Annotated in this window: 21 protein-coding genes; 9 read left to right on the forward strand and 12 right to left on the reverse strand. The window is 71.5% G+C overall.

What is annotated here, in order from left to right:
- Positions 1–57: 57 nt before the first annotated feature.
- Complete coding sequence (locus tag B1L11_RS00890; protein ID WP_079312229.1) at positions 58–744, reverse strand: DsbA family protein; 687 nt, start codon at positions 742–744, stop codon at positions 58–60.
- 28 nt (positions 745–772) lie between these two features.
- Complete coding sequence (locus tag B1L11_RS00895; RefSeq protein ID WP_079312231.1) at positions 773–1,798, reverse strand: DMT family transporter; 1,026 nt, start codon at positions 1,796–1,798, stop codon at positions 773–775.
- A gap of 223 nt (positions 1,799–2,021) precedes the next feature.
- Between B1L11_RS00895 and B1L11_RS00900 the strand changes: the two genes are divergently transcribed.
- Positions 2,022–2,612: a TetR/AcrR family transcriptional regulator gene (locus B1L11_RS00900; RefSeq protein ID WP_256862112.1), complete on the forward strand. Its 591-nt coding sequence runs from the start codon at positions 2,022–2,024 to the stop codon at positions 2,610–2,612.
- Here the strand turns inward: B1L11_RS00900 and B1L11_RS00905 are convergent.
- Entirely contained in the window at positions 2,566–3,258 is a 693-nt protein-coding gene (locus B1L11_RS00905; RefSeq protein ID WP_079312233.1) for a TetR/AcrR family transcriptional regulator, read from the reverse strand. The genes B1L11_RS00900 and B1L11_RS00905 overlap by 47 nt on opposite strands.
- 64 nt (positions 3,259–3,322) lie before the next feature.
- Between B1L11_RS00905 and B1L11_RS00910 the strand changes: the two genes are divergently transcribed.
- The 3 genes from B1L11_RS00910 to B1L11_RS00920 all read left to right on the forward strand — a co-directional run bounded on the left by B1L11_RS00910 (position 3,323) and on the right by B1L11_RS00920 (position 5,770).
- Complete coding sequence (locus B1L11_RS00910; protein WP_079312235.1) at positions 3,323–4,066, forward strand: ABC transporter ATP-binding protein; 744 nt, start codon at positions 3,323–3,325, stop codon at positions 4,064–4,066.
- A complete protein-coding gene (locus B1L11_RS00915; protein WP_079312237.1) occupies positions 4,063–4,791 on the forward strand; it encodes an ABC transporter permease in 729 nt (242 codons plus the stop codon). Before B1L11_RS00910 ends, B1L11_RS00915 begins: the two co-directional genes overlap by 4 nt.
- A 70-nt stretch (positions 4,792–4,861) precedes the next feature.
- Complete coding sequence (locus B1L11_RS00920) at positions 4,862–5,770, forward strand: LysR substrate-binding domain-containing protein (protein ID WP_079312239.1); 909 nt, start codon at positions 4,862–4,864, stop codon at positions 5,768–5,770.
- Between the two features lies 1 nt (position 5,771).
- Here B1L11_RS00920 and B1L11_RS00925 read toward each other — a convergent pair whose 3' ends face one another.
- Positions 5,772–6,671 (reverse strand): helix-turn-helix transcriptional regulator, encoded by a 900-nt coding sequence (locus B1L11_RS00925; RefSeq protein ID WP_079312241.1) that lies wholly within the window; start codon positions 6,669–6,671, stop codon positions 5,772–5,774.
- A 224-nt stretch (positions 6,672–6,895) separates the two neighbouring features.
- Here B1L11_RS00925 and B1L11_RS00930 point away from each other — a divergent pair, with 224 nt between their 5' ends.
- Complete coding sequence (locus B1L11_RS00930) at positions 6,896–7,390, forward strand: ATP-binding protein (protein WP_143736799.1); 495 nt, start codon at positions 6,896–6,898, stop codon at positions 7,388–7,390.
- Between the two features lie 38 nt (positions 7,391–7,428).
- On the opposite strand, the gene B1L11_RS49495 is transcribed toward B1L11_RS00930, so the two are convergent.
- The 3 genes from B1L11_RS49495 to B1L11_RS00940 all read right to left on the reverse strand — a co-directional run bounded on the left by B1L11_RS49495 (position 7,429) and on the right by B1L11_RS00940 (position 9,770).
- Entirely contained in the window at positions 7,429–7,560 is a 132-nt protein-coding gene (locus B1L11_RS49495; protein ID WP_256862113.1) for a hypothetical protein, read from the reverse strand.
- A 123-nt stretch (positions 7,561–7,683) separates the two neighbouring features.
- Positions 7,684–8,394: a DUF5941 domain-containing protein gene (locus B1L11_RS00935; RefSeq protein ID WP_079312245.1), complete on the reverse strand. Its 711-nt coding sequence runs from the start codon at positions 8,392–8,394 to the stop codon at positions 7,684–7,686.
- Positions 8,391–9,770: a CDP-alcohol phosphatidyltransferase family protein gene (locus B1L11_RS00940; RefSeq protein WP_256862114.1), complete on the reverse strand. Its 1,380-nt coding sequence runs from the start codon at positions 9,768–9,770 to the stop codon at positions 8,391–8,393. Before B1L11_RS00940 ends, B1L11_RS00935 begins: the two co-directional genes overlap by 4 nt.
- 487 nt (positions 9,771–10,257) lie before the next feature.
- Between B1L11_RS00940 and recO the strand changes: the two genes are divergently transcribed.
- Positions 10,258–11,025: a DNA repair protein RecO gene (gene recO, locus B1L11_RS00945; protein ID WP_079312247.1), complete on the forward strand. Its 768-nt coding sequence runs from the start codon at positions 10,258–10,260 to the stop codon at positions 11,023–11,025.
- 294 nt (positions 11,026–11,319) lie between these two features.
- Positions 11,320–12,099 carry an isoprenyl transferase gene (locus B1L11_RS00950; protein WP_079312249.1) on the forward strand — a complete coding sequence of 260 codons (780 nt, stop codon included), beginning with the start codon at positions 11,320–11,322 and terminating at the stop codon, positions 12,097–12,099.
- A 28-nt stretch (positions 12,100–12,127) separates the two neighbouring features.
- On the opposite strand, the gene B1L11_RS00955 is transcribed toward B1L11_RS00950, so the two are convergent.
- The 4 genes from B1L11_RS00955 to B1L11_RS00965 form a co-directional block, all read right to left on the reverse strand.
- Positions 12,128–12,577, reverse strand: coding sequence for a CGNR zinc finger domain-containing protein (locus B1L11_RS00955; protein WP_256862136.1), 450 nt, complete (start codon positions 12,575–12,577; stop codon positions 12,128–12,130).
- Complete coding sequence (locus B1L11_RS49500) at positions 12,529–12,675, reverse strand: hypothetical protein (protein WP_256862115.1); 147 nt, start codon at positions 12,673–12,675, stop codon at positions 12,529–12,531. The genes B1L11_RS00955 and B1L11_RS49500 overlap by 49 nt, the downstream gene beginning before the upstream one ends.
- Positions 12,676–12,752: 77 nt before the next feature.
- Positions 12,753–13,163 (reverse strand): Fur family transcriptional regulator, encoded by a 411-nt coding sequence (locus B1L11_RS00960; RefSeq protein ID WP_079312251.1) that lies wholly within the window; start codon positions 13,161–13,163, stop codon positions 12,753–12,755.
- A gap of 57 nt (positions 13,164–13,220) precedes the next feature.
- Positions 13,221–13,643, reverse strand: coding sequence for a DUF6703 family protein (locus B1L11_RS00965; protein WP_256862116.1), 423 nt, complete (start codon positions 13,641–13,643; stop codon positions 13,221–13,223).
- A gap of 195 nt (positions 13,644–13,838) precedes the next feature.
- Here B1L11_RS00965 and B1L11_RS00970 point away from each other — a divergent pair, with 195 nt between their 5' ends.
- Complete coding sequence (locus B1L11_RS00970) at positions 13,839–14,156, forward strand: antibiotic biosynthesis monooxygenase (protein WP_079312415.1); 318 nt, start codon at positions 13,839–13,841, stop codon at positions 14,154–14,156.
- Positions 14,157–14,319: 163 nt separating this feature from the next.
- Complete coding sequence (locus B1L11_RS00975; protein ID WP_079312255.1) at positions 14,320–15,705, forward strand: glycine--tRNA ligase; 1,386 nt, start codon at positions 14,320–14,322, stop codon at positions 15,703–15,705.
- A 75-nt stretch (positions 15,706–15,780) separates the two neighbouring features.
- Here the strand turns inward: B1L11_RS00975 and B1L11_RS49505 are convergent, their stop codons facing one another.
- Positions 15,781–17,949 (reverse strand): DUF6055 domain-containing protein, encoded by a 2,169-nt coding sequence (locus B1L11_RS49505; protein ID WP_079312257.1) that lies wholly within the window; start codon positions 17,947–17,949, stop codon positions 15,781–15,783.
- Between the last annotated feature and the right edge of the window lie 69 nt (positions 17,950–18,018).

The raw sequence follows: 18,018 nt of genomic DNA on the forward strand, positions 1-18,018 counted from the left end.
GGCATGCTCTCGGGCATGCCACGGGCGGCGGGGTCGACGTACCGGGTTGGGCTTCGGTCAGGCGGCGGCGCGCTTGAGGATGTCCTCGAACACGCTGGGGTCGTCGGAGGAGACCACGGGCCAGCCGATGCCGTACGAGCCGGCCCAGCCGACCTCGATCCCGGGGTTGGCGTGGTCGGTGCCGTCCGGCAGGAACAGGTGCGGGCTGCAGTTCACCCGCTCGGTCGCCGCGACGGCGGCCTGTTCGGACAGCGTCCTGCGCGCCCGGCCGTCGTCGAGTGCGGCCGCCAGGGCGTCCACGTCCACCACGCCGGTGGACGCGGCGGCGTCCAGGATGACCTTACGGTGGCTGATGCACCGCGACTCGGCCCAGAAGGCCCTCCGCAGCGCCAGGTCGAGCTGCTCGGACGCCGCGAACCCCTGCTCCTTGGCCGCCTGGACGGCCTCAAGCGCGGGCAGCGTCGTGGACGGGTACAGCCAGTCCTTCGCCTGCCACAGCTGCCATCCCGCGTCGGGTTCCAGCGCGGCCATCCGGCCCACCTCGCTGTCGGTCCCCGGCCGGGGGCTGGGCGCGTCGTTGAGCAGTTCCAGGGGGAAGGCGCGGTGGTCGAAGCGCACCCGGCCGGTCAGGCCCAGCCGTTCCCGGGTCCTGTGGAGCCGGTGCACGGCTATGTGCGCGAAGGAGCACCAGATGTCCGAGAAGATGATGATGGTGCCGGGTTCCGGGGTCAGTGTCGTCGTCATCGACGTTCTCCTTGTGTCGGGGGGGCGCTCAGGTGAGCTGGACGAGCACCGAGCCGGCGATGAGCAGGGCGAGACCGGTCAGGCGCGGTGCGGTGAGCGGGCGCCGGGGCAGCCGCAGGAGGCCGTAGTTGTCGATCACGGCCGAGGCGGCCTGCTGACCCGTCACGGTCAGCGCCACGGTGGTGGCGGCGCCGATCGTGGGGATGAGCGTGAAGGTCGCGGTGACGTACGCCGCGGCGCAGGCGCCGCCGAGCCAGCCCCACCAGGGCATCGTGCGCAGCGGAGCGAACCGCGGGCGCGGCGTGCGGCGCGTGGCGAGCAGGACGGCCAGCACCACGGCGATGGTGATCGTGGCCGCCATAAAGCTGATCATCGCGGTGGTCACCGGCTGGTGGATGTCCTTGCGGAGCGCGGCGTTGACCGCGCCCTGCACGGGCAGGACGGCGCCGGCCACGATGCCCAGCAGGATCCAGCCGCCCTGGCCGAGGCCGCCGGTCCGGCGTACGGCCGCCGTCGCGGCCGGGGCGGTGACGGTGGCCGTCCCGGCACGGCCGGGAGTGCCGGGAGCGCCGCCGGGCGCCGGTCCCGCCGAGGGCGGCGTCTGCGCCGGGCGCTGTCCCCGGATGACGACCGTGATGCCGGCGAGGACCGCGAGCGCGCCGAGGGCGATGCCGACGCTGAGCGGCTTGCGCGCGATGCCGAGCAGGCCGAACAGGTCCAGCCCCAGCGACGCGAACATCTGGCCGGTCACGAACAGGCCCGCCGCGGCCAGCGCGCCGAGCCGGGGGAAGAGCAGGATCCCGCTGGTGATGTAGAGCGGGCTGGCCAGCCCTCCGAGCAGGTGCCAGAACGGGACACCGGGCACGAGGCGGACGGCGCCGATCGCCCCGGCGGCGACCGCGAGGAGCGCCAGCAGGGCCGTCGCCACGCTCAACTGCAGGGTCGAGGCGCCGTACGGCGTTCCGACCGCCTTGTTGAGCTGGAGGTTCACCGAGGCTTGCACTGCCAGCAAGCAGCCGACCAGCAGTGCCGAGGCGAGGAACAGGGCATGCATCGCGATCCCTCTTCTGAAAGAACCGGATTTCGAGAAGCCGGGCCAGAAACGGACAGGGTGTCCGGATGAGCGTAAGGCAGAAATGGACGCTCTGTCCACATCGTTCCGCCGGGGGATTAGGATGTCCTCATGACCAACGGGTTGACGGATCCCGGCGGGAACCGGAGCAACGGCCGTGTTCCCCCGGAGGGGACCACGCCGGCCGCGCGGCCGGGAACTGCCCGTGCTCGACCTCGAACCGGGCCGGCCGGCGCCGGTGCGGGAACGGGCGGACGCCGCGCGCAACCGCATGCGCGTGCTGAAGGCGGCCGAACGGCTCTTCGCGACGAGGGACGCGCGGCACGTCACGATGGACGAGATCGCCAAGGCGGCGGGGGTGGGGCGGGCCACGCTCTACCGGCGCTATCCCGACCCCGCGTCGATCGCGACGGCCCTGCTGGACGAGCACGAGCGGCAGGTGCAGGGACACATCCTGAACGGCCCGCCGCCGCTCGGCCCGGGCGCCTCACCGGCCGATAGGCTCGCCGCGTTCTACATCGCCATGATCGACCTGCTGGAGCGTCACCTGCACCTCGTGCTGGGGGCCGAGACCGGGAGCGCCCGCTTCGGCACCGGCGCCTACCGCTTCTGGCGCGCGCACGTGCGGATGCTGCTGACCGAGGCCGGGGTGCCGGACCCGGAGGGAACGGCGGACGCCGTGCTGGCGCCGCTCGCGCCCGAGGTCTACCAGTTCCAGCGGCACACCCTGGGCCTGTCGCAGGCCCGCGTCACCGAGGCGCTGGTGTGGAGCGCTCGCCGGCTTGCGGGAGCCTGAGCGATCCGGGCTCGGGGCGCAGGCAGTAGTCGCCGACCCCGCGCTCCAGCAGGTCGAAGGCGCGCTCGGCGTGCTCCCTGACGTCCGCCCTGATCAGCGCCGCGTCCTCGCCGGCCATCTGCCGCATCGCGAAGTGGCGGGTCAGCGCGCGGACGACGGCGCAGATCTGCGCCGACACCAGCCAGGGGGTCAGGTCGTCGGGATCGGCGTCGGCCTCCTCGGCGAGCGTCCGGGCCAGCCGCTCCTCCCGGTTGACGTCGAGCATGCGCGCCCGTGACTGGAGCGCCACGCTCTCCCGCACCCGCTGCGTGAACAGGTCCAGGCCCTCGCTCATCCCGTAACGCCAGTCGCCGGCGTCGAGGGCCTCGAAGAAGTCGCGCCGCACCGCCTCGACCGCCGTCTCGCCCGCGCGGCGCTCGCGCACGGCCCGGGCCAGCATGTCCTCGCTTTCCTCGCTGCGGTCGAGGAACAGGTCCTCCTTGGTGCGGAAGTAGTTGAACACCGTGTTGACCGACACGTCGGCGGCCCTGGCCACCTCGGCCACGGTGACGTTGTCGAACCCCCGTTGCAGGAACAGTCCCATCGCGATGTCGGCGATCCGCTGGCGGGTCTCCCGCTTCTTCCGCTCCCGCAGGCCCTCTTCCACGCCTCGATTGTAAGGGCGAGCACAAACTTTAAGTGACACCAAATTTGGTGTTACTCTACCCAGCATGATTCACGCCAGAGGGCTCACCAAGACCTTCGGCCCGGTCGAGGCCGTACGGGGGATCGATCTCGACGTCTCCGCGGGGGAGATCGTCGGCTTCCTCGGACCGAACGGCGCGGGCAAGACCACCACGCTGCGCATGCTGACCACGCTGCTGCGCCCCACGTCCGGCACCGCCACGGTCGCGGGCGCCGACCTGTTCGCCGACCCCGCGGCCGTACGCCGCCGCATCGGCTACGTCGCCCAGGGCGGCGCGTTCGCCCCGTTCTCCCCGGTGGGGCAGGAGCTCGTGCTCCAGGCCCGCCTGTACGGACTGAACAAGGAGCAGGCCCGCGAACGGGTGACCACCCTGCTCGCCGAGCTGGACCTGCCCGGGGTCGAGGAGCGTACGACGGTCACGATGTCGGGCGGCCAGAAGCGCCGGCTGGACATCGCGATGGGCCTGCTCCACCGGCCCGAGCTGCTCTTCCTCGACGAGCCCACGACCGGGCTCGACCCGCAGAGCCGCGCCAACCTGTGGGACCACGTGCGGCGGCTGCGCGAGCGGGACGGCCTGACGGTCTTCCTCACGACGCACTACCTGGAGGAGGCCGACGCGCTCTGCGACCGCGTCCTGATCATCGACAACGGCCGGATCGTCGCCCAGGGCACCCCGGACGAGCTGAAGTCCGAGCACGGCGCGCGGACGCTCGACGACGTCTTCCTCGCCGTCACCGGCCGCGAGCTGCGCGAGGGAGCCGCCGCGTGACCGCCCTCACCGTCCTGACCGGGCACTACCTGCGCGCATCCTTCGGCAACAAGTTCAGCCTGGTCTTCAGCGCCCTGCAGCCGTTCCTCTACCTCGTGTTGTTCGGCCCGCTGTTCGACCGCAGCGGCGTGGGCTCGTGGGCCGTCCTCGTGCCCGGCCTGCTGGTGCAGCTCGGATTGACGAGCGCGGGGATGGCGGGCTTCGGCATCGTGTTCGACCAGCGGTTCGGGGTGCTCGAACGGCTGCGGGTCACGCCGGTGAGCCGGGTGACGCTGCTGCTCGGCCGGGTGCTCAGGGACTGCGTCGTGCTGCTGATCCAGGCGGTGGCGATCATCGTGGCCGCGTACGCGCTGGGCCTGCGGGCGCCGCTGGCGGGGGTGCTGGCGGCGCTGCTGCTGACCACCGTGCTGTCGGTCGGCATGGCGTCGCTGTCGTACACGGCGGCGCTCACGATACGGCAGGAGCTGTTCGCGCCCGTGATGTCCACCCTGGTGGTCCCGCTGATGCTGCTGTCGGGCGCGCTGCTGCCGATGTCGCTCGCCCCCGCCTGGCTCGACGTGGTGTCGCGGCTCACGCCGTTCCGGTACGCGGTCGAGGGGCTGCGCGCGCTGTTCGCCGGTTCCTACGCGTCGTCCGCCCTGTTGTGGGGGGTCGTCGTGTCCCTGGCCTTCGCCGTCCTGGGCGTTACCCTGGGCACCAGTCGTTTCCAAAGGGAAAACGCCTGATCAGGGCTAGGAAAAGGCATTCGAAGTTGATACCGGTTTGCGGGCGCCGTCGGGCACTTGGACGGTCACAATGGGTGGCGTGGCGGACGTCAACTTCACCCTCGTCCAGCTGCGTTACTTCGTAACCGCGGCCGAGCTCGGCAGCATGACCGCGGCCAGCAGAGAGCTCATGGTGGCGCAGTCGGCGATTTCGGCCGCCATCGCCCAGGTGGAGCGGGAGCTGGGAGTCCAGCTCCTGATCCGCCACCACGCCCGCGGTCTTTCGCTGACCCGCGCGGGCGAGCGCTTCCTCGTCGAGGCCCGGGAGTTCCTGTCCCACGCCGCGGCGCTCGCCCAGTCGGCGCGGGGCCTCGCGGGGTCGCTGACCGGTGAGCTCGCCGTCGGCTGCCTGACCACGCTCGCGCCGTTCTACCTGTCCCGGTTGCTGCGCGAGTTCGCCGAGAGGTATCCGGGGGTGCGGGTCAGCGTCGCGGAGGGCGAGATCTCCGCCATGGAGTCGGCCCTGCTCGACGGGCGGTGCGAGGTCGCCCTCGTCTACGCCATCGATCTCGCCCTCGATCTCGACATCCGTACGCTCACCCGGGCCAGGCCGTACGCGCTGCTGCCGCCGGAGCATCCGCTGGCCCGGGCGGAGACGGTGTCGCTGGCGGACCTGGCGGCCGAGCCGATGATCCTGCTGGACCTGCCGCGCAGCCGCGACTACTTCCGGGCCATCTATCCCACCGAGCCACGCGTACGGTTCCGCACGTCGAGCTACGAGACGGCGCGCTCACTGGTGGCGGGCGGGCACGGCTACTCGATACTCAACCAGCGGGCCGAGAACGACCAGACCTACGACGGCGGCCGGGTCGCGTGCGTCCCGATCAGCGACGACGTGCCCGCGCTCGACGTCGTGCTCGCCTCGGTGCGCGGCGTGCGGCCCACCGCCCGGGCGGTCGCCTTCGCCGAGACCTGCCAGGCGTTCTTCTCCAGGAGGTAGCTCACCCGAGGTCGGCGAGCAGTTCCTCCAGGAACGCGCCGGTCTGCGTGGCCGGCCGGGCGTCCACGCACACCTCGTTCATCACCTGCGTGTACGCCTCGGTGTCCTCGGGCTTGTCCAGATAGAGGGCACTGGTGAGCTGCTCCAGGTAGACGACGTCGGGCAGCTCGGGCGCCTCGAAGCGCAGGATCGTGAAAGGCCCCCCGCACGCGGCGTGCCCGCCGTGGTCGAACGGCACGATCTGCAGCGTGATGTTCGGCTGCTTCGTCACCTCGATGAGGTGTTCCAGCTGGGCCCGCATCACCTTCCGGCCGCCGATCGGGCGGCGCAGCGCCCCCTCGTCCATCACGGCCCACAGGGTCGCCGCCTCGGGCCCGGTCAGCCGCTCCTGCCGGCGCATCCTCAGGTCCACGCGCCGGTCGACGTCGTCGGCGGACCGCCCCACGCTGCTCCTCAGGACGAGGGCCCGCGCGTACTCGGGCGTCTGCAGCAGCGTGGGCACGAACTGCAGCTCGTAGCAGCGGATGACGGACGCCGCCTCCTCCAGCCCGACGTAGAACTCGAACCACCCCGGCAGCACGTCGCTGTACTTGTGCCACCAGCCGGGGATGTTCGCCTGCCGCGCCAGGTCGAGCAGCACGGCACGGTCGTCGGCGTCGGTGATGCCGTAGAGGGTGAGCAGGTCGGCGACGTCCCGCTCCTTGAAGCCGACCCGGCCGAGCTCCAGCCGGCTGATCTTGGCGTGCGACCCGCGGATGGCACGGGCCGCCTTCTCGGGGGTGATGCCGCTCTGCCGGCGCAGTCGCCTGAGCTGGGCCCCGAGCAGAAGCCGCAGGGCCGTCGGGCCGCCGCGGGCGATCCCGACCGGTACGGGGGCGGTGCTGTCCGCCTGTGCGTTCACGATCGCTCCATCGGCGGCGCTCCCGGAAAATCCCTGGTGAACCAATCGGGTTGATCATCCTACCGGACCGGGGTGAGGCCGTCTTTTCTGGGAACTTCCACGGAAAGTCGGGGACGCGCGACATTTGCACGTGCACGCGTGCTTGCATCCGCAAGGCACAGGGCAAGATACACGACGGCAGGGAAATTCACATCATGTAATGGGTGAGACCTGAGGGATCGGCGATGACAGCAGACCTGGCGGGCCCGGGAGCCGCGACAGCGCCTCCGTGGTTGACCTCGATGTTCGAGCGGGACGACGTCGCCGGCTTGTCCCTGCCTCCGTCGGCGACGTGCACCTTTCGCGGGCGCACCACATCCGCCGCCGCGGCCCGTGACTTCACCGCCAGGACGTTGTGCGGCTGGGGTGTCCCCGGCCTCGTGCCGGACGCGCAGCTCGTGGTGTCCGAGTTGGTGACGAACGCGCTGAGGCACGCCCCCGGTGATCCCGCCGACGCCCCGCCGATCCGGCTGAGGCTGGTGAAGCACCGGTTTCATATCGGCTGCGGCGTGAGCGACGCCAGCGCCCGGGTGCCCGCGATCTCGCCCTGGAGCGACCTGTCGGAATCGGGCCGGGGGCTGCACCTGGTCGAGGCGCTGACCGCGGCGTGGGGATGGATCCTCACCCGCGGCGGGGGCAAGGTGGTCTGGGCGCTGTTCGACGCCTCGCCCGCCGCCTGAGCGGCCGTTCGCCTGCCGATCGGCCGCCTTTTCCGAGATCAGCCGAGCCGCGACAGGGCGGCCTGGGCGTCCCGCTCCCACACCGGCGCGCCCCAGCGCCGGGCCACCTCGACGGCGCGGGAGAAGTACCCCGCCGCCTCCTCCGGGCGGTCCAGGAGCAGGGCGAGCACGCCGCGCTGGCGCGGCCGCCGAGCTGGGCGGGCGCGCCGTCGACCTCGGCTTCGAGTGCGCCGAGCCCGCGGATGCGGATCATCGGCCGCTCAGCCCGCCGTCACGCCAGGGGGCCCGCCGGGTCAGCCCTGCTCGGCCTCGCCGGTGACCTGCTCGGCGGCCTCCTCGGGCGACTGCTCCAGGTCCTGGTCGGCCTGGGCCTGCGCGGAGGCCTTGTCCAGCCGGACCCAGCTCGTGACGCTCTCGACGGCGAACAGCACGAGCAGGTACGCCGTGAGGACGGCCGCCACGGGGGTCAGCCATCCGGCGGCGGCGCCCACGCCGAGGACCAGCAGGCGGACCTCCCAGCCGAGCCCGGCCTGGTAGAGCCAGGCGGGGGGCCAGATGCCCTGCCGGGTGCGGTAGACGGTGTCGTACGTGTGGTAGCCGATCACGTAGATCAGCACGAACAGCAGCCACTTGGGCGTGTCCTCGGCCAGCCCGAGCAGGATGATCGTCACGAATTCGGCCGCGCGCAGCAGCGGGGGAGTGATCCAGTCGAACCGCCCCAGGTGGTCGCGGCCCGCGGTGGGCAGGACCAGCACGAGCAGCACGGCGACGGGCACGAGCAGGATCGGGCCGTCGGTGAGGGCGCCGGCGACGGCCAGCGCCACGATCGCGATCAGCGCCACCACGGTCGCGGGCACGGGCGGCAGCAGCCGGCCCAGGGAGCCCTTCAGCGCGGTGGCGAGCGGGCCGTCGTCGCGGTAGGCGAGCAGGCGCGCGGTCTGGACGCGGCGGCGCTCCTCGTCCGGGTCCGGAAGCGGCGTGGTGGCCTGCGGCTGAGTGATCATGCGAGCGACCTCAGGAGACGTCCGGTGAGGGTGTAGGTGGCCGCGACGCCGCCCCAGACGATCAGCGTGAGCAACGTCACGCGGGGGTTGAAGAACGCGGCGGTGATCGCGATGGCGGCGAAACGCTCGCCGATGGGGAACACGATCATCTTGCGGGCCCAGTGGACCGGGCGGAACTTGCCGGCCTTGGTCCACAGCTTCAGCAGCCCGCGCACGCCGGTGCTCCGGCTCGCCCTGCGCTGCTCCAGCGCCTCCCGCAGCGGACGGTCGTCGGCGACCGTCAGGTCCAGCGTGGGCAGCGGCACGGGCGCCTTGCGCCGGTTCGCCGCACCGAACGAGAAGTCCAGCAGGTGCTTGACCGACTGGAGGGCCAGCGCGACCAGCGCCAGCGTCCAGACGCCCTCGCCGTCGCCGAACTGCCCGGACACCGTCGCGCCGACCGCGAGTCCGACGAAGACGGCGTACTCCTTGAACCGGTCGAACGTGGCGTCCAGCCAGGCGCCGAGCACGCCGAACTTGCGCGCGTAGCGGGCGAGCTGGCCGTCCACGCAGTCGAAGACGAACGCGAAGTAGATGAGGACCGCGCCGGCCACCGCTCCCCAGCGGGTGCCGGTGGCGAACGCGCCGGCCGACAGCAGGCCGAGAGCGATCGAGATCAGCGTCACCTGGTTGGGCGTGAGCCCTCGGCGGGCCGCCCAGCGGGCGATGAAGCGCGAGTAGGTGCTGACGAAGAACGTGGTGAAGAAGCCGTCGGCGCCCTTCACGGCGTTGTTCAGCCGGGCCCGGTCCTCGTTGAAGCCCGCCATCTCGGCCAGCGCCTCGTCGGCCTCGGCCTGGCTGCGGACGCGGCGGAAGAACAGATCGCGGCGGCCCCGCCGGCCCACCGACACGCCGCGCCGGACCAGGCCGAGCACGAGAAGCTCGGTCACGTCGTCCTCGGGGCCGAACAGGTGGGCCATGTCCGCCAGCTCGCGGGCGACCTCGGCGAGGGTCTGCAGGTGCCGCTGGTGGAGGTGGAGAGGTCCGAGCAGCGCCGCGTTCGGCCGGGTCACCGCGTGGTAGGCGGTGCCGACCGAGATGATCCGGCTCCGGCCGATGCGGGTGCGCTGGGGCAACCCCTCGATCACCTTCTCGCCGATCTCGGGCTCCGCCTCCTCGATCGGCACCTCCTCCTCCGCCGGAGGGTCGTTCTCGCCCTGCTCCTGCCGCTCCTGCCGGACGACCAGTGCGATGGCCCCCCGTTTGGCCTTGGTGATCTGGTAGATCAGCTCGTCGTGCACCAGCGAGTCGGCCGGCAGGATCAGCAGGTTCTCGTCGGCGCCCTCGACCGCGTCGGCCAGCGCGCGCAGGTCGCCGGCGACGTCGGGGCTCTCCACCACCCGTCCGTACGGCCTGCGGTAGGCGGCGGCGTCCCCCGGCCGGGCGATCGTCGTCGGCTCGGGGTCCAGAGCGGCGGCCTGCGCGAGCAGCCTGTCGTACGCGGAGGGGGCCCCGGGCAGCGATTTCAGCGTGATGGCCGCGGGCAGGGCGGGCTGGCCGCCGGGCGGCGGGGGACTGATCGGGCCGGGCGGGCGCCAGCAGGACCACGCGGGTCATGGCAACCTTTCGACGCAACGGGGGGAGATCAGGCCCTCAGGCTTGACCGGCGCGGGGAAGTCCGCCGGAAGCCAAAGCTTAGTGACCTTTCGGTTGAACCGATGCACCCCAGGTTTACCGTACGGTCCCTGGATGTACAGCTTGGGGAGGGTTCGTCGCCCGGCATCGTCGCCGGATCATTACCGAATTTTCACCATTCATGACCATCAACGTGGCGAATGCCCGTCTGGCGGGGCGGACGCCCGCGCGCACCCATACGATGGCGGGGTGAGCCTCTACCGGGACGAGGGCGTCGTGCTGCGCACCCAGAAGCTGGGTGAGGCCGACCGCATCATCACGCTCCTCACCCGGCGCACCGGCAAGGTCCGCGGCGTGGCCAAGGGTGTGCGCAGGACCATGTCGCGCTTCGGCGCGCGGCTGGAGCCGTTCTCCCACGTCGACCTGCAGCTCCACAGCGGCAGGTCGCTCGACGTGATCACCCAGGTCGAGACCCTGCACCCGTACGGCGAGGCGATCGTGGCCGACTACGCGAGGTACACCGCGGGGACCGCGATGCTGGAGACGGCCGACCGGCTGACGGTGGGGGAGAAGGAGCCGGCGCTGCGCCAGTTCCTGCTGCTGGTCGGCGGGCTGCGCACGCTCGCCGAAGGCGGCCACGAGGCCCGGCTGGTGCTCGACGCGTTCTTCCTGCGCTCGCTGGCCGTGGCGGGCTACGCCCCCGCGCTGTCGGAGTGCGCGCGGTGCGGCGCGGAGGCCGTGCGCGCCTTCGCGATCGTCGCCGGTGGCGTGGTGTGCGGCGCCTGCCGCCCGGCCGGCGCCGCGGTGCCCGCCGCGGAGACGATCGCGCTGATGATCGCACTGCTGCGCGGCGACTGGGCGGCCGCCGACGCCTCCGAGTCCCGCCACCGCGCCGAGTGCAGCGGCCTGGTCGCCGCGTACCTCCAGTGGCACCTGGAGCACGGCATCCGCTCGCTGCGTCATGTGGAGCGGGAGTGGCCCGCTCAGGTGACCGCAAGCGAAGCGAGGATCATCTGAGCGGCCCTTGGCGGGGGTCCGGGGGTCGTCCCCGGTGTGGGCAGGTCAGATGACCGCAAGCGAAGCGAGGATCATCTGAGCGGCCCCGCGGGGGTCCGGGGGTCGTCCCCCGGTGTGGGCAGGTCGGATGACCGCAGGCGAAGCGAGGATCATCTGAGCGGCCCCGCGGCCCTTGCGGCGGTCTAGGGGTCGTTCTCGGTGGCGTCGGCGTGAGGTGGGGAACGCACGGAATCCGCACGGGATCCGCACGTCTCGCGCGCCTGAGGACCGGTCGGGACGCAATACCCTCGGTACATGGTCCGTCCTCCCTCTCCGCACCCGTCCGGTGTCACCCCGCCCGCCATCCCGCGTGACCTGCTGCCGCGACACGTGGCGATCGTCATGGACGGCAACGGCCGCTGGGCCAAGGCGCGCGGGCTGCCCAGGACCGAGGGGCACAAGATGGGCGAGGCGTCGCTGTTCGACGTCATCGAGGGCGCCATCGAGATCGGCATCCCCTACCTGTCGGCGTACGCCTTCTCCACGGAGAACTGGAGGCGCTCGCCGGACGAGGTGCGCTTCCTCATGGGGTTCAACCGCGACGTCATCCGCCGGCGGCGCGACCAGCTCAACGCGATGGGCGTGCGGGTCCGCTGGGCCGGGCGCCCCGGGCGGCTGTGGAAGAGCGTGATCAAAGAGCTCGAGGACGCCGAGCGGATGACGGTCGGCAACAGCACGCTGACCCTCCAGTTCTGCGTGAACTACGGCGGCCGCGCGGAGATCGTGGACGCGGCCGTGCGGCTCGCCCGCGACATCGCCGCGGGCCGGGTCAAGGCCGACAAGGTCTCGGAGAAGACCTTCGCGCGCTACCTGGACGAGCCGGAGATCCCGGACGTGGACCTGTTCCTGCGTTCGTCCGGCGAGCAGCGCACCTCCAACTTCCTGCTCTGGCAGTCCGCGTACGCCGAGATGGTCTTCCTCAACCAGCTGTGGCCCGACTTCGACCGACGGGACCTGTGGCAGGCCTGCGAGATCTACGCCAAGCGCGACCGCAGGTACGGCGGCGCCGTTCCGAACGAGGTGGCGCGGAGCTGAGACGCCGGCCGGTGGCGGGAGCCCGGCATCAGGAGGCGTCGCGGCGGCGGGCCCGGTACGCGGCGACGTGCATGCGGTTCCCGCAGGTACGGCTGTCGCAGTAGACCCGGGAGCGGTTCCTCGACTCGTCCACGAAGACGTGGGAGCAGTCGGGCGCCGCGCACGTGCGCAGGCGATCCCGCTCGTTCTCCACGAGCACGTGGGCGAGGGCGACGCCGCAGTCGGCGGCCAGGTGCTCGGCGACCGACGAGCCCGGCGCGAAGTAGTGGACGTGAAGGGGATGGCCGTCGTGCTCGGCGAGGTGCGGCGTGATGCGGGTGCGCTGCAGCAGCGTGTTGAGCAGGGTGACCGCCGTCGGCTGGTCCGGCGCGGTGAACACGGCGTGAAACTCCTCGCGCAGGGCCTGGACCTCGGCGAGGTCCCGCCGGGTCACCACCCCGACCCCGCTGACCTCCCGCCTGCGGACGAACTCCTCCAGGTCGCCGACCTCGGCGAGCCCGTCGCGCTCGCCGCGCCGGTGTTGATGAGGTCCACCACCGTCGCCAGCGAGTACACCATGTCATGGCTGAACGGCACGCCATCTCCCTTTTGTCGCGGCGGTCCCTGTCGCGGCGCAGGCAGCGTACCTCTCGGGGAGCCCGCGCGGGGCGGGGTCAGCTCTTTCCGGCCGCCTCCGCGTGCGACGCGGCCGCCTGCGCGCACGAGGAACAGGTGCCGAAAACCTCCACGGTGTGGGTGACGTCGATGAAGCCGTGCTCGGCCCCGACGACCTCGGCCCAGCGCTCCACGTCCGGCCCGGCCACCTCGACCGTACGCCCGCACTCCCGGCACACGAGGTGGTGGTGGTGCGTGTCGGTCTGGCAGGCCCGGTAGACCGACTCGCCCTCGTCGGTGCGCAGCACGTCGACCCGGCCGGCGTCGGAGAGCGACTGGAGTGCCCGGTACACGGTCGTCAGGCCGATCTTGGAGCCGACCGCGCGCATCTCGGCGAACACGTCCTGCGCGCTGCGGAACCCCCGGCTCTGGCGGAGGATCTCGTGAACGGCGTCACGGCTCTTCGTCATCAGGACTCCTGTGTACGGCTTCGCCCCCTACGACCTACCAGGTTAGGCCGGTTCGCGTCAGATCAGGCCGAAACGGGTGGCGGCGAGGAGGACCAGGAACGTCGCGACCGCCACACGCAGCAACCGGCCCACCGGACGCAGCGAGGGCCACGACAGGTAGGCCAGCCAGGCGATGAACGCGAGCACCGGAAGCACGGCGACCCCGCCACGCCAGTCCGGCACCACCAGCCCGGCGATCAGCAGGGCCACCATGACCAGCGGGATCACCCAGCGGGGCTGCTGGAACAGGAAGACCAGCGGCGCGGCGCTCTTGCGCTCGACCTCCGCGCGCAGCCCGGTCGCGCCGGGAGTGAAGAACTGCTCGCCCCGCGGCAGCGGCCGCCGCACCCGCGGGGACGCCGCGTTCCCCCGGGCGGGAGGCTTCCTCGCCAGAGGATGGGCCGGCACCTGACGGCGCGGCGGTTCGGTTTCGCTTCCCACGCGTTCGAGCCTAGTGCGCATCCGCCCAATCTTCGCCCCGTCGCGTCGCCCGCCGTGCTTGTTCCGCCCACGTCGCCCGTCGCGTCGCCCGCGGTGCTCCTTCCGGCCGCCTCGCCCCGTCGCCGCCGTGATCCTTCCGCCCGGGTCGCCCCCCTCCCCGGCGGGGCGTACGCGAGGGGTGGCATGCTGGGCGACATGCTCGCCGTGATCCGTTATTCGGTGCCGGGCGCCCGCGCCGACGAGTTCGCCGCCCAGGCGCGCGACATCCTCGACCTGCTGGCCGCGCAGCCGGGATACCTGCGCGGCCAGATCGGCAGGTCGGTGGACGAGCCGGCCCTGTGGGCGGTGGTCAGCGAGTGGGAGGGCGCGGGCTACTACCGGCGGGCTCTGTCAGCGGCCCGCATGGTGATGTATCCCCTGATGACCCTTATGATCAACGAGCCCAGCGCCTTCGAGGGCGTCTACACGCTGCCGGGCGAGGGGGCGAGCGCGGGGACCGTGGGCAAGGCTTGAGCGCGGGGGCGCCGGATTCCCCTAAGCTTGAGCACGGATCCGGGCAGGTGGCCGGACGTCCCGCAGCCGCGGCACGGCGGCCGGGCCGGCCCGCCCGCTTCAGCGGACAACGCACGCTGACCCCGATCTCAACGCCGACACCCAGCCGGATGGAGTTCCACTGATGGCACGTCGCACCGACGTCTTGGAAACGATCGTCAGCCTCGCCAAACGCCGCGGGCTCGTCTTCCCGTCGAGCGAGATCTACGGAGGCCTGCGGGCGTCCTGGGACTACGGCCCCCTCGGTGTCGAGCTCAAGAACAACGTGAAGCGCGAGTGGTGGAAGGCCATGGTGCAGGGCCGCGACGACGTCGTCGGCCTCGACTCCTGCGTCATCCTCGCCCGCGAGGTCTGGCAGGCCAGCGGCCACGTCGACACCTTCACCGACCCGCTCACCGAGTGCCAGGCGTGCCACAAGCGCTACCGCGCCGACCACCTCATCGAGGCGTACGAGGCCAAGCACGGCAGCGAGCCGGCGGGCGGCCTGGCCGACATCACCTGCCCGAACTGCGGCAACAAGGGCGCGTTCACCCAGCCCAGGCAGTTCAGCGGCCTGCTGAAGACGTTCCTCGGCCCGGTGGAGGACGAGTCGGGCCTGGCGTACCTGCGGCCGGAGACCGCCCAGGGCATCTTCATCAACTACCTGAACGTCCAGCAGTCGGCCCGCAAGAAGATCCCGTTCGGCATCGGCCAGATCGGCAAGTCGTTCCGCAACGAGATCACCCCGGGCAACTTCATCTTCCGCACCCGCGAGTTCGAGCAGATGGAGATGGAGTTCTTCGTCAAGCCCGGCACGGACGAGGAGTGGCACCAGTACTGGATCGACGAGCGCCTGCGCTGGTACGTCGACCTCGGCATCAACAAGGACAACCTCCGGCTCTACGAGCACCCGAAGGAGAAGCTGTCCCACTACTCGAAGCGGACCGTGGACATCGAGTATCGCTTCAACTTCGCCGGCGGCGAGTGGGGTGAGCTGGAGGGCATCGCCAACCGCACCGACTTCGACCTCACCGCGCACGGCAAGGCGTCCGGCACCGACCTGTCGTTCTTCGAGCAGGAGTCGGGCGAGCGCTACGTGCCGTACGTCATCGAGCCGGCGGCCGGTGTGGACCGCGCGACGCTGACCTTCCTCCTCGACGCCTACACGGTCGACGAGGCGCCCAACGCCAAGGGCGTGATGGAGGAGCGGACCGTGATGCGCCTCGACCACCGCCTGGCCCCGGTCAAGGTCGCGGTGCTGCCGCTGTCGCGCAACGCCGACCTGTCGCCGAAGGCCCGCGACCTCGCGGCCCGGCTGCGCCGCCGGTGGAACGTGGACTTCGACGACGCGGGCGCCATCGGCCGCCGCTACCGCCGCCAGGACGAGATCGGCACGCCGTTCGCGATCACGGTCGACTTCGACACCCTGGAGGACCAGGCCGTGACGATCCGCGAGCGGGACTCCATGGCCCAGCAGCGGGTCGCGCTCGACCAGGTCGAGTCGTACCTGCGCCAGCACCTCAACGACTGATCACCGCGACGAGGCGCCTGTCCGGAAATTTCCGGACAGGCGCCTTTTGCTATCGGGTGCTGCGATCGGGACTCTTTATCGGGCCGTGCAGGTGAGGGCGGGAACCGGAGTGCTCGCCCCGGACGCGAGGAAGCCGAACGTCGTGCTCGCGCCGGCCGCGAGCGCGCCGTTCCAGTCGGTGTTCCGCGCGGTGACCGACGATCCGCTGCCGGTCAGCGCCGCGTTCCACGACTGCGTGACGGTCTGGCCGCCGGTGAAGGTCAAGGTGACCGTCCAGCCGCCGATCGCCGCGCCGCCCGCGGTGACCGCGACCTCGCCCTGGAAGCCGCCCTGCCACGCGTTCGTGACCTTGTACGTCGCGGAGCAGGCCGCACCCGGGGAGCCCGTCGGGCCCGCGCTCGGGCTGGGGCTCGGCGTCGGGCTCGGACCGGGGGACCGGCTCGGACTGGGACTCGGGCTCGCACTCGGACTGGGGGAGGGGCTCGGGCTGGACGTCACCGGCGTGATGGCGAGTTCGGCGTCGGTGAAGGTGCCGTGGGCCGGATTGACGTCGGTCTCCCCGCCCCTGCCGTCGCAACCGCGATCGGGATCGAACATCAGGTAGGTGCCCGAGCCGCAGGCGGTCGAGAGCTCGGCGTCCCCGCCGACCACGATGTTCCCGCTGAGGTTCGCCCCGCCCTGGATCAGCGCGTTGTCCTTCACCACCGCGTTGCCGCCCACGGTCGCGCCGCTGTTGACCCAGGCCAGGCCCTCGATGCGGGCGTTGCCGCTGACGGTGCTGTTGCCGTAGACCGCCGCGCGGGGGCCGACGTAGGCGGTTGCGGCGACGTTCGCCCGGTCGTCCACCCAGCCGCCGCCGTTGGAGTGCCAGTGGCCCCCGGCGGGAGCGGCCGGGCGGGGGTACCCCGGCTCGAAGCCCGACGGCGCGGCGCCCTCGACGCGGAACTCGTACGGGTAGCGGTAGTTCTTCGGATAGCCGTCGAGGTAGGCCCAGTGGTGCACGGTGCCGGGGGTCCCCGTCACGACGAGGTAGACCTCCTTCTCGCCCGGCTGGGTCTGGAAGCTGATCACGCCGTCCGCCGCGCTGCTCAGCGGGCCGTACCTCGGCACGCCGTTCTTCACGGCCACGAAGCCGTACGTCCAGCCCGACTGGGCCGCCGCGTTGACGTGTCCCTTGAAGTGCAGCCGGATCAGCCCGCCGTCCGTGCCCGGGACGAGCTTGATCTTGTTGTAGCCGTAGTCCGACGGGGCGAGCGCGTCGGGGATCCGGTAATGACCGGCCGACGCGTTGACGGCCTCCACGGGCACCCCGTTGTACGCGGTGATGAACGGATAGAGGCTGTCGATGAACGGCATGACGTTCGCCCGGTTGGAGTAGTCCCAGGTCACCTGCCGCTGCGCGTACTCGCCGGCCCGCGTGTTCAGCTCGGCCTGGGTGATGCCGCTGATCCGCCGATAGGTCTCCAGCGGGTGCTCGGTGTTCCTGGCCTCGTTCCACAGGCGGTTGAACATGGCGAGCCCGTCGCGGTCCTTGACGTACTGCATCAGCATCCAGTTGCCGTAGTGGTGGCGGCTGCTGCTCCAGTAGAGGTTCTCGGTGCGCAGGAACCTGGTGAGGTCGCCGGCGGCGGTGGTCGGGTAGACCTGCATCGCCATGAACTCGGCGCTGGTCTCCCAGAACGTGCCTGCGGAGGGGTCGGTGAAGCCGTACCCGGACCGGCCGAGGAACGTGTAGTTCTGGAAGACGTGCCCGAGCTCGTGGGCCAGGCCCCAGGAGCCGGGCTGCGCGGCGGCGGGGGCGATGTTGATGACGCCGACGACGCCGTCCACGGAGCCGCCGGTCGCCCAGTCGTTGAGGTTCGCGTTCGACCACGTCTGCGTGACGATCACGATGATCTTGTATTTTGCCAGGTAACCGGTCTCCGGCGTGAACTTCATCGTGTTCACGTAATAGGAGTAGAGGCTCTCCAGCTGGCTCAGCATGTTGTCCGGGTCGAACCGGTACTGCGAGGGGGCGCTGCGCGGATCGGTGCCGGAGCGGTCGCCCCACAGCAGGATGAAGTTCGCGGACTCCTTGGTCCTGGCGCTGCTCCACGGCACCTCGCCGGTGGTGGCCCAGCGGCTGGGAATGTACACGGTCTTCGTGGCCGCGTACGAGGGCGCGGGCGCGGCGAACGCGGGCAGGAGCGCCAGCCACAGCGCCGCGAGTGCCAGGACGGTCTTTCTCCGGATCAGATGGATCATGTTCGCCCTTCCGAGGGGGGATCGGGGGCGCGCGAGGGCCGGCCCACTGTCGTGTGTGTGGACCCGCGT

The sequence above is a fragment of the Microbispora sp. GKU 823 genome (assembly GCF_002027145.1).
Classification (GTDB): domain Bacteria; phylum Actinomycetota; class Actinomycetes; order Streptosporangiales; family Streptosporangiaceae; genus Microbispora; species Microbispora siamensis.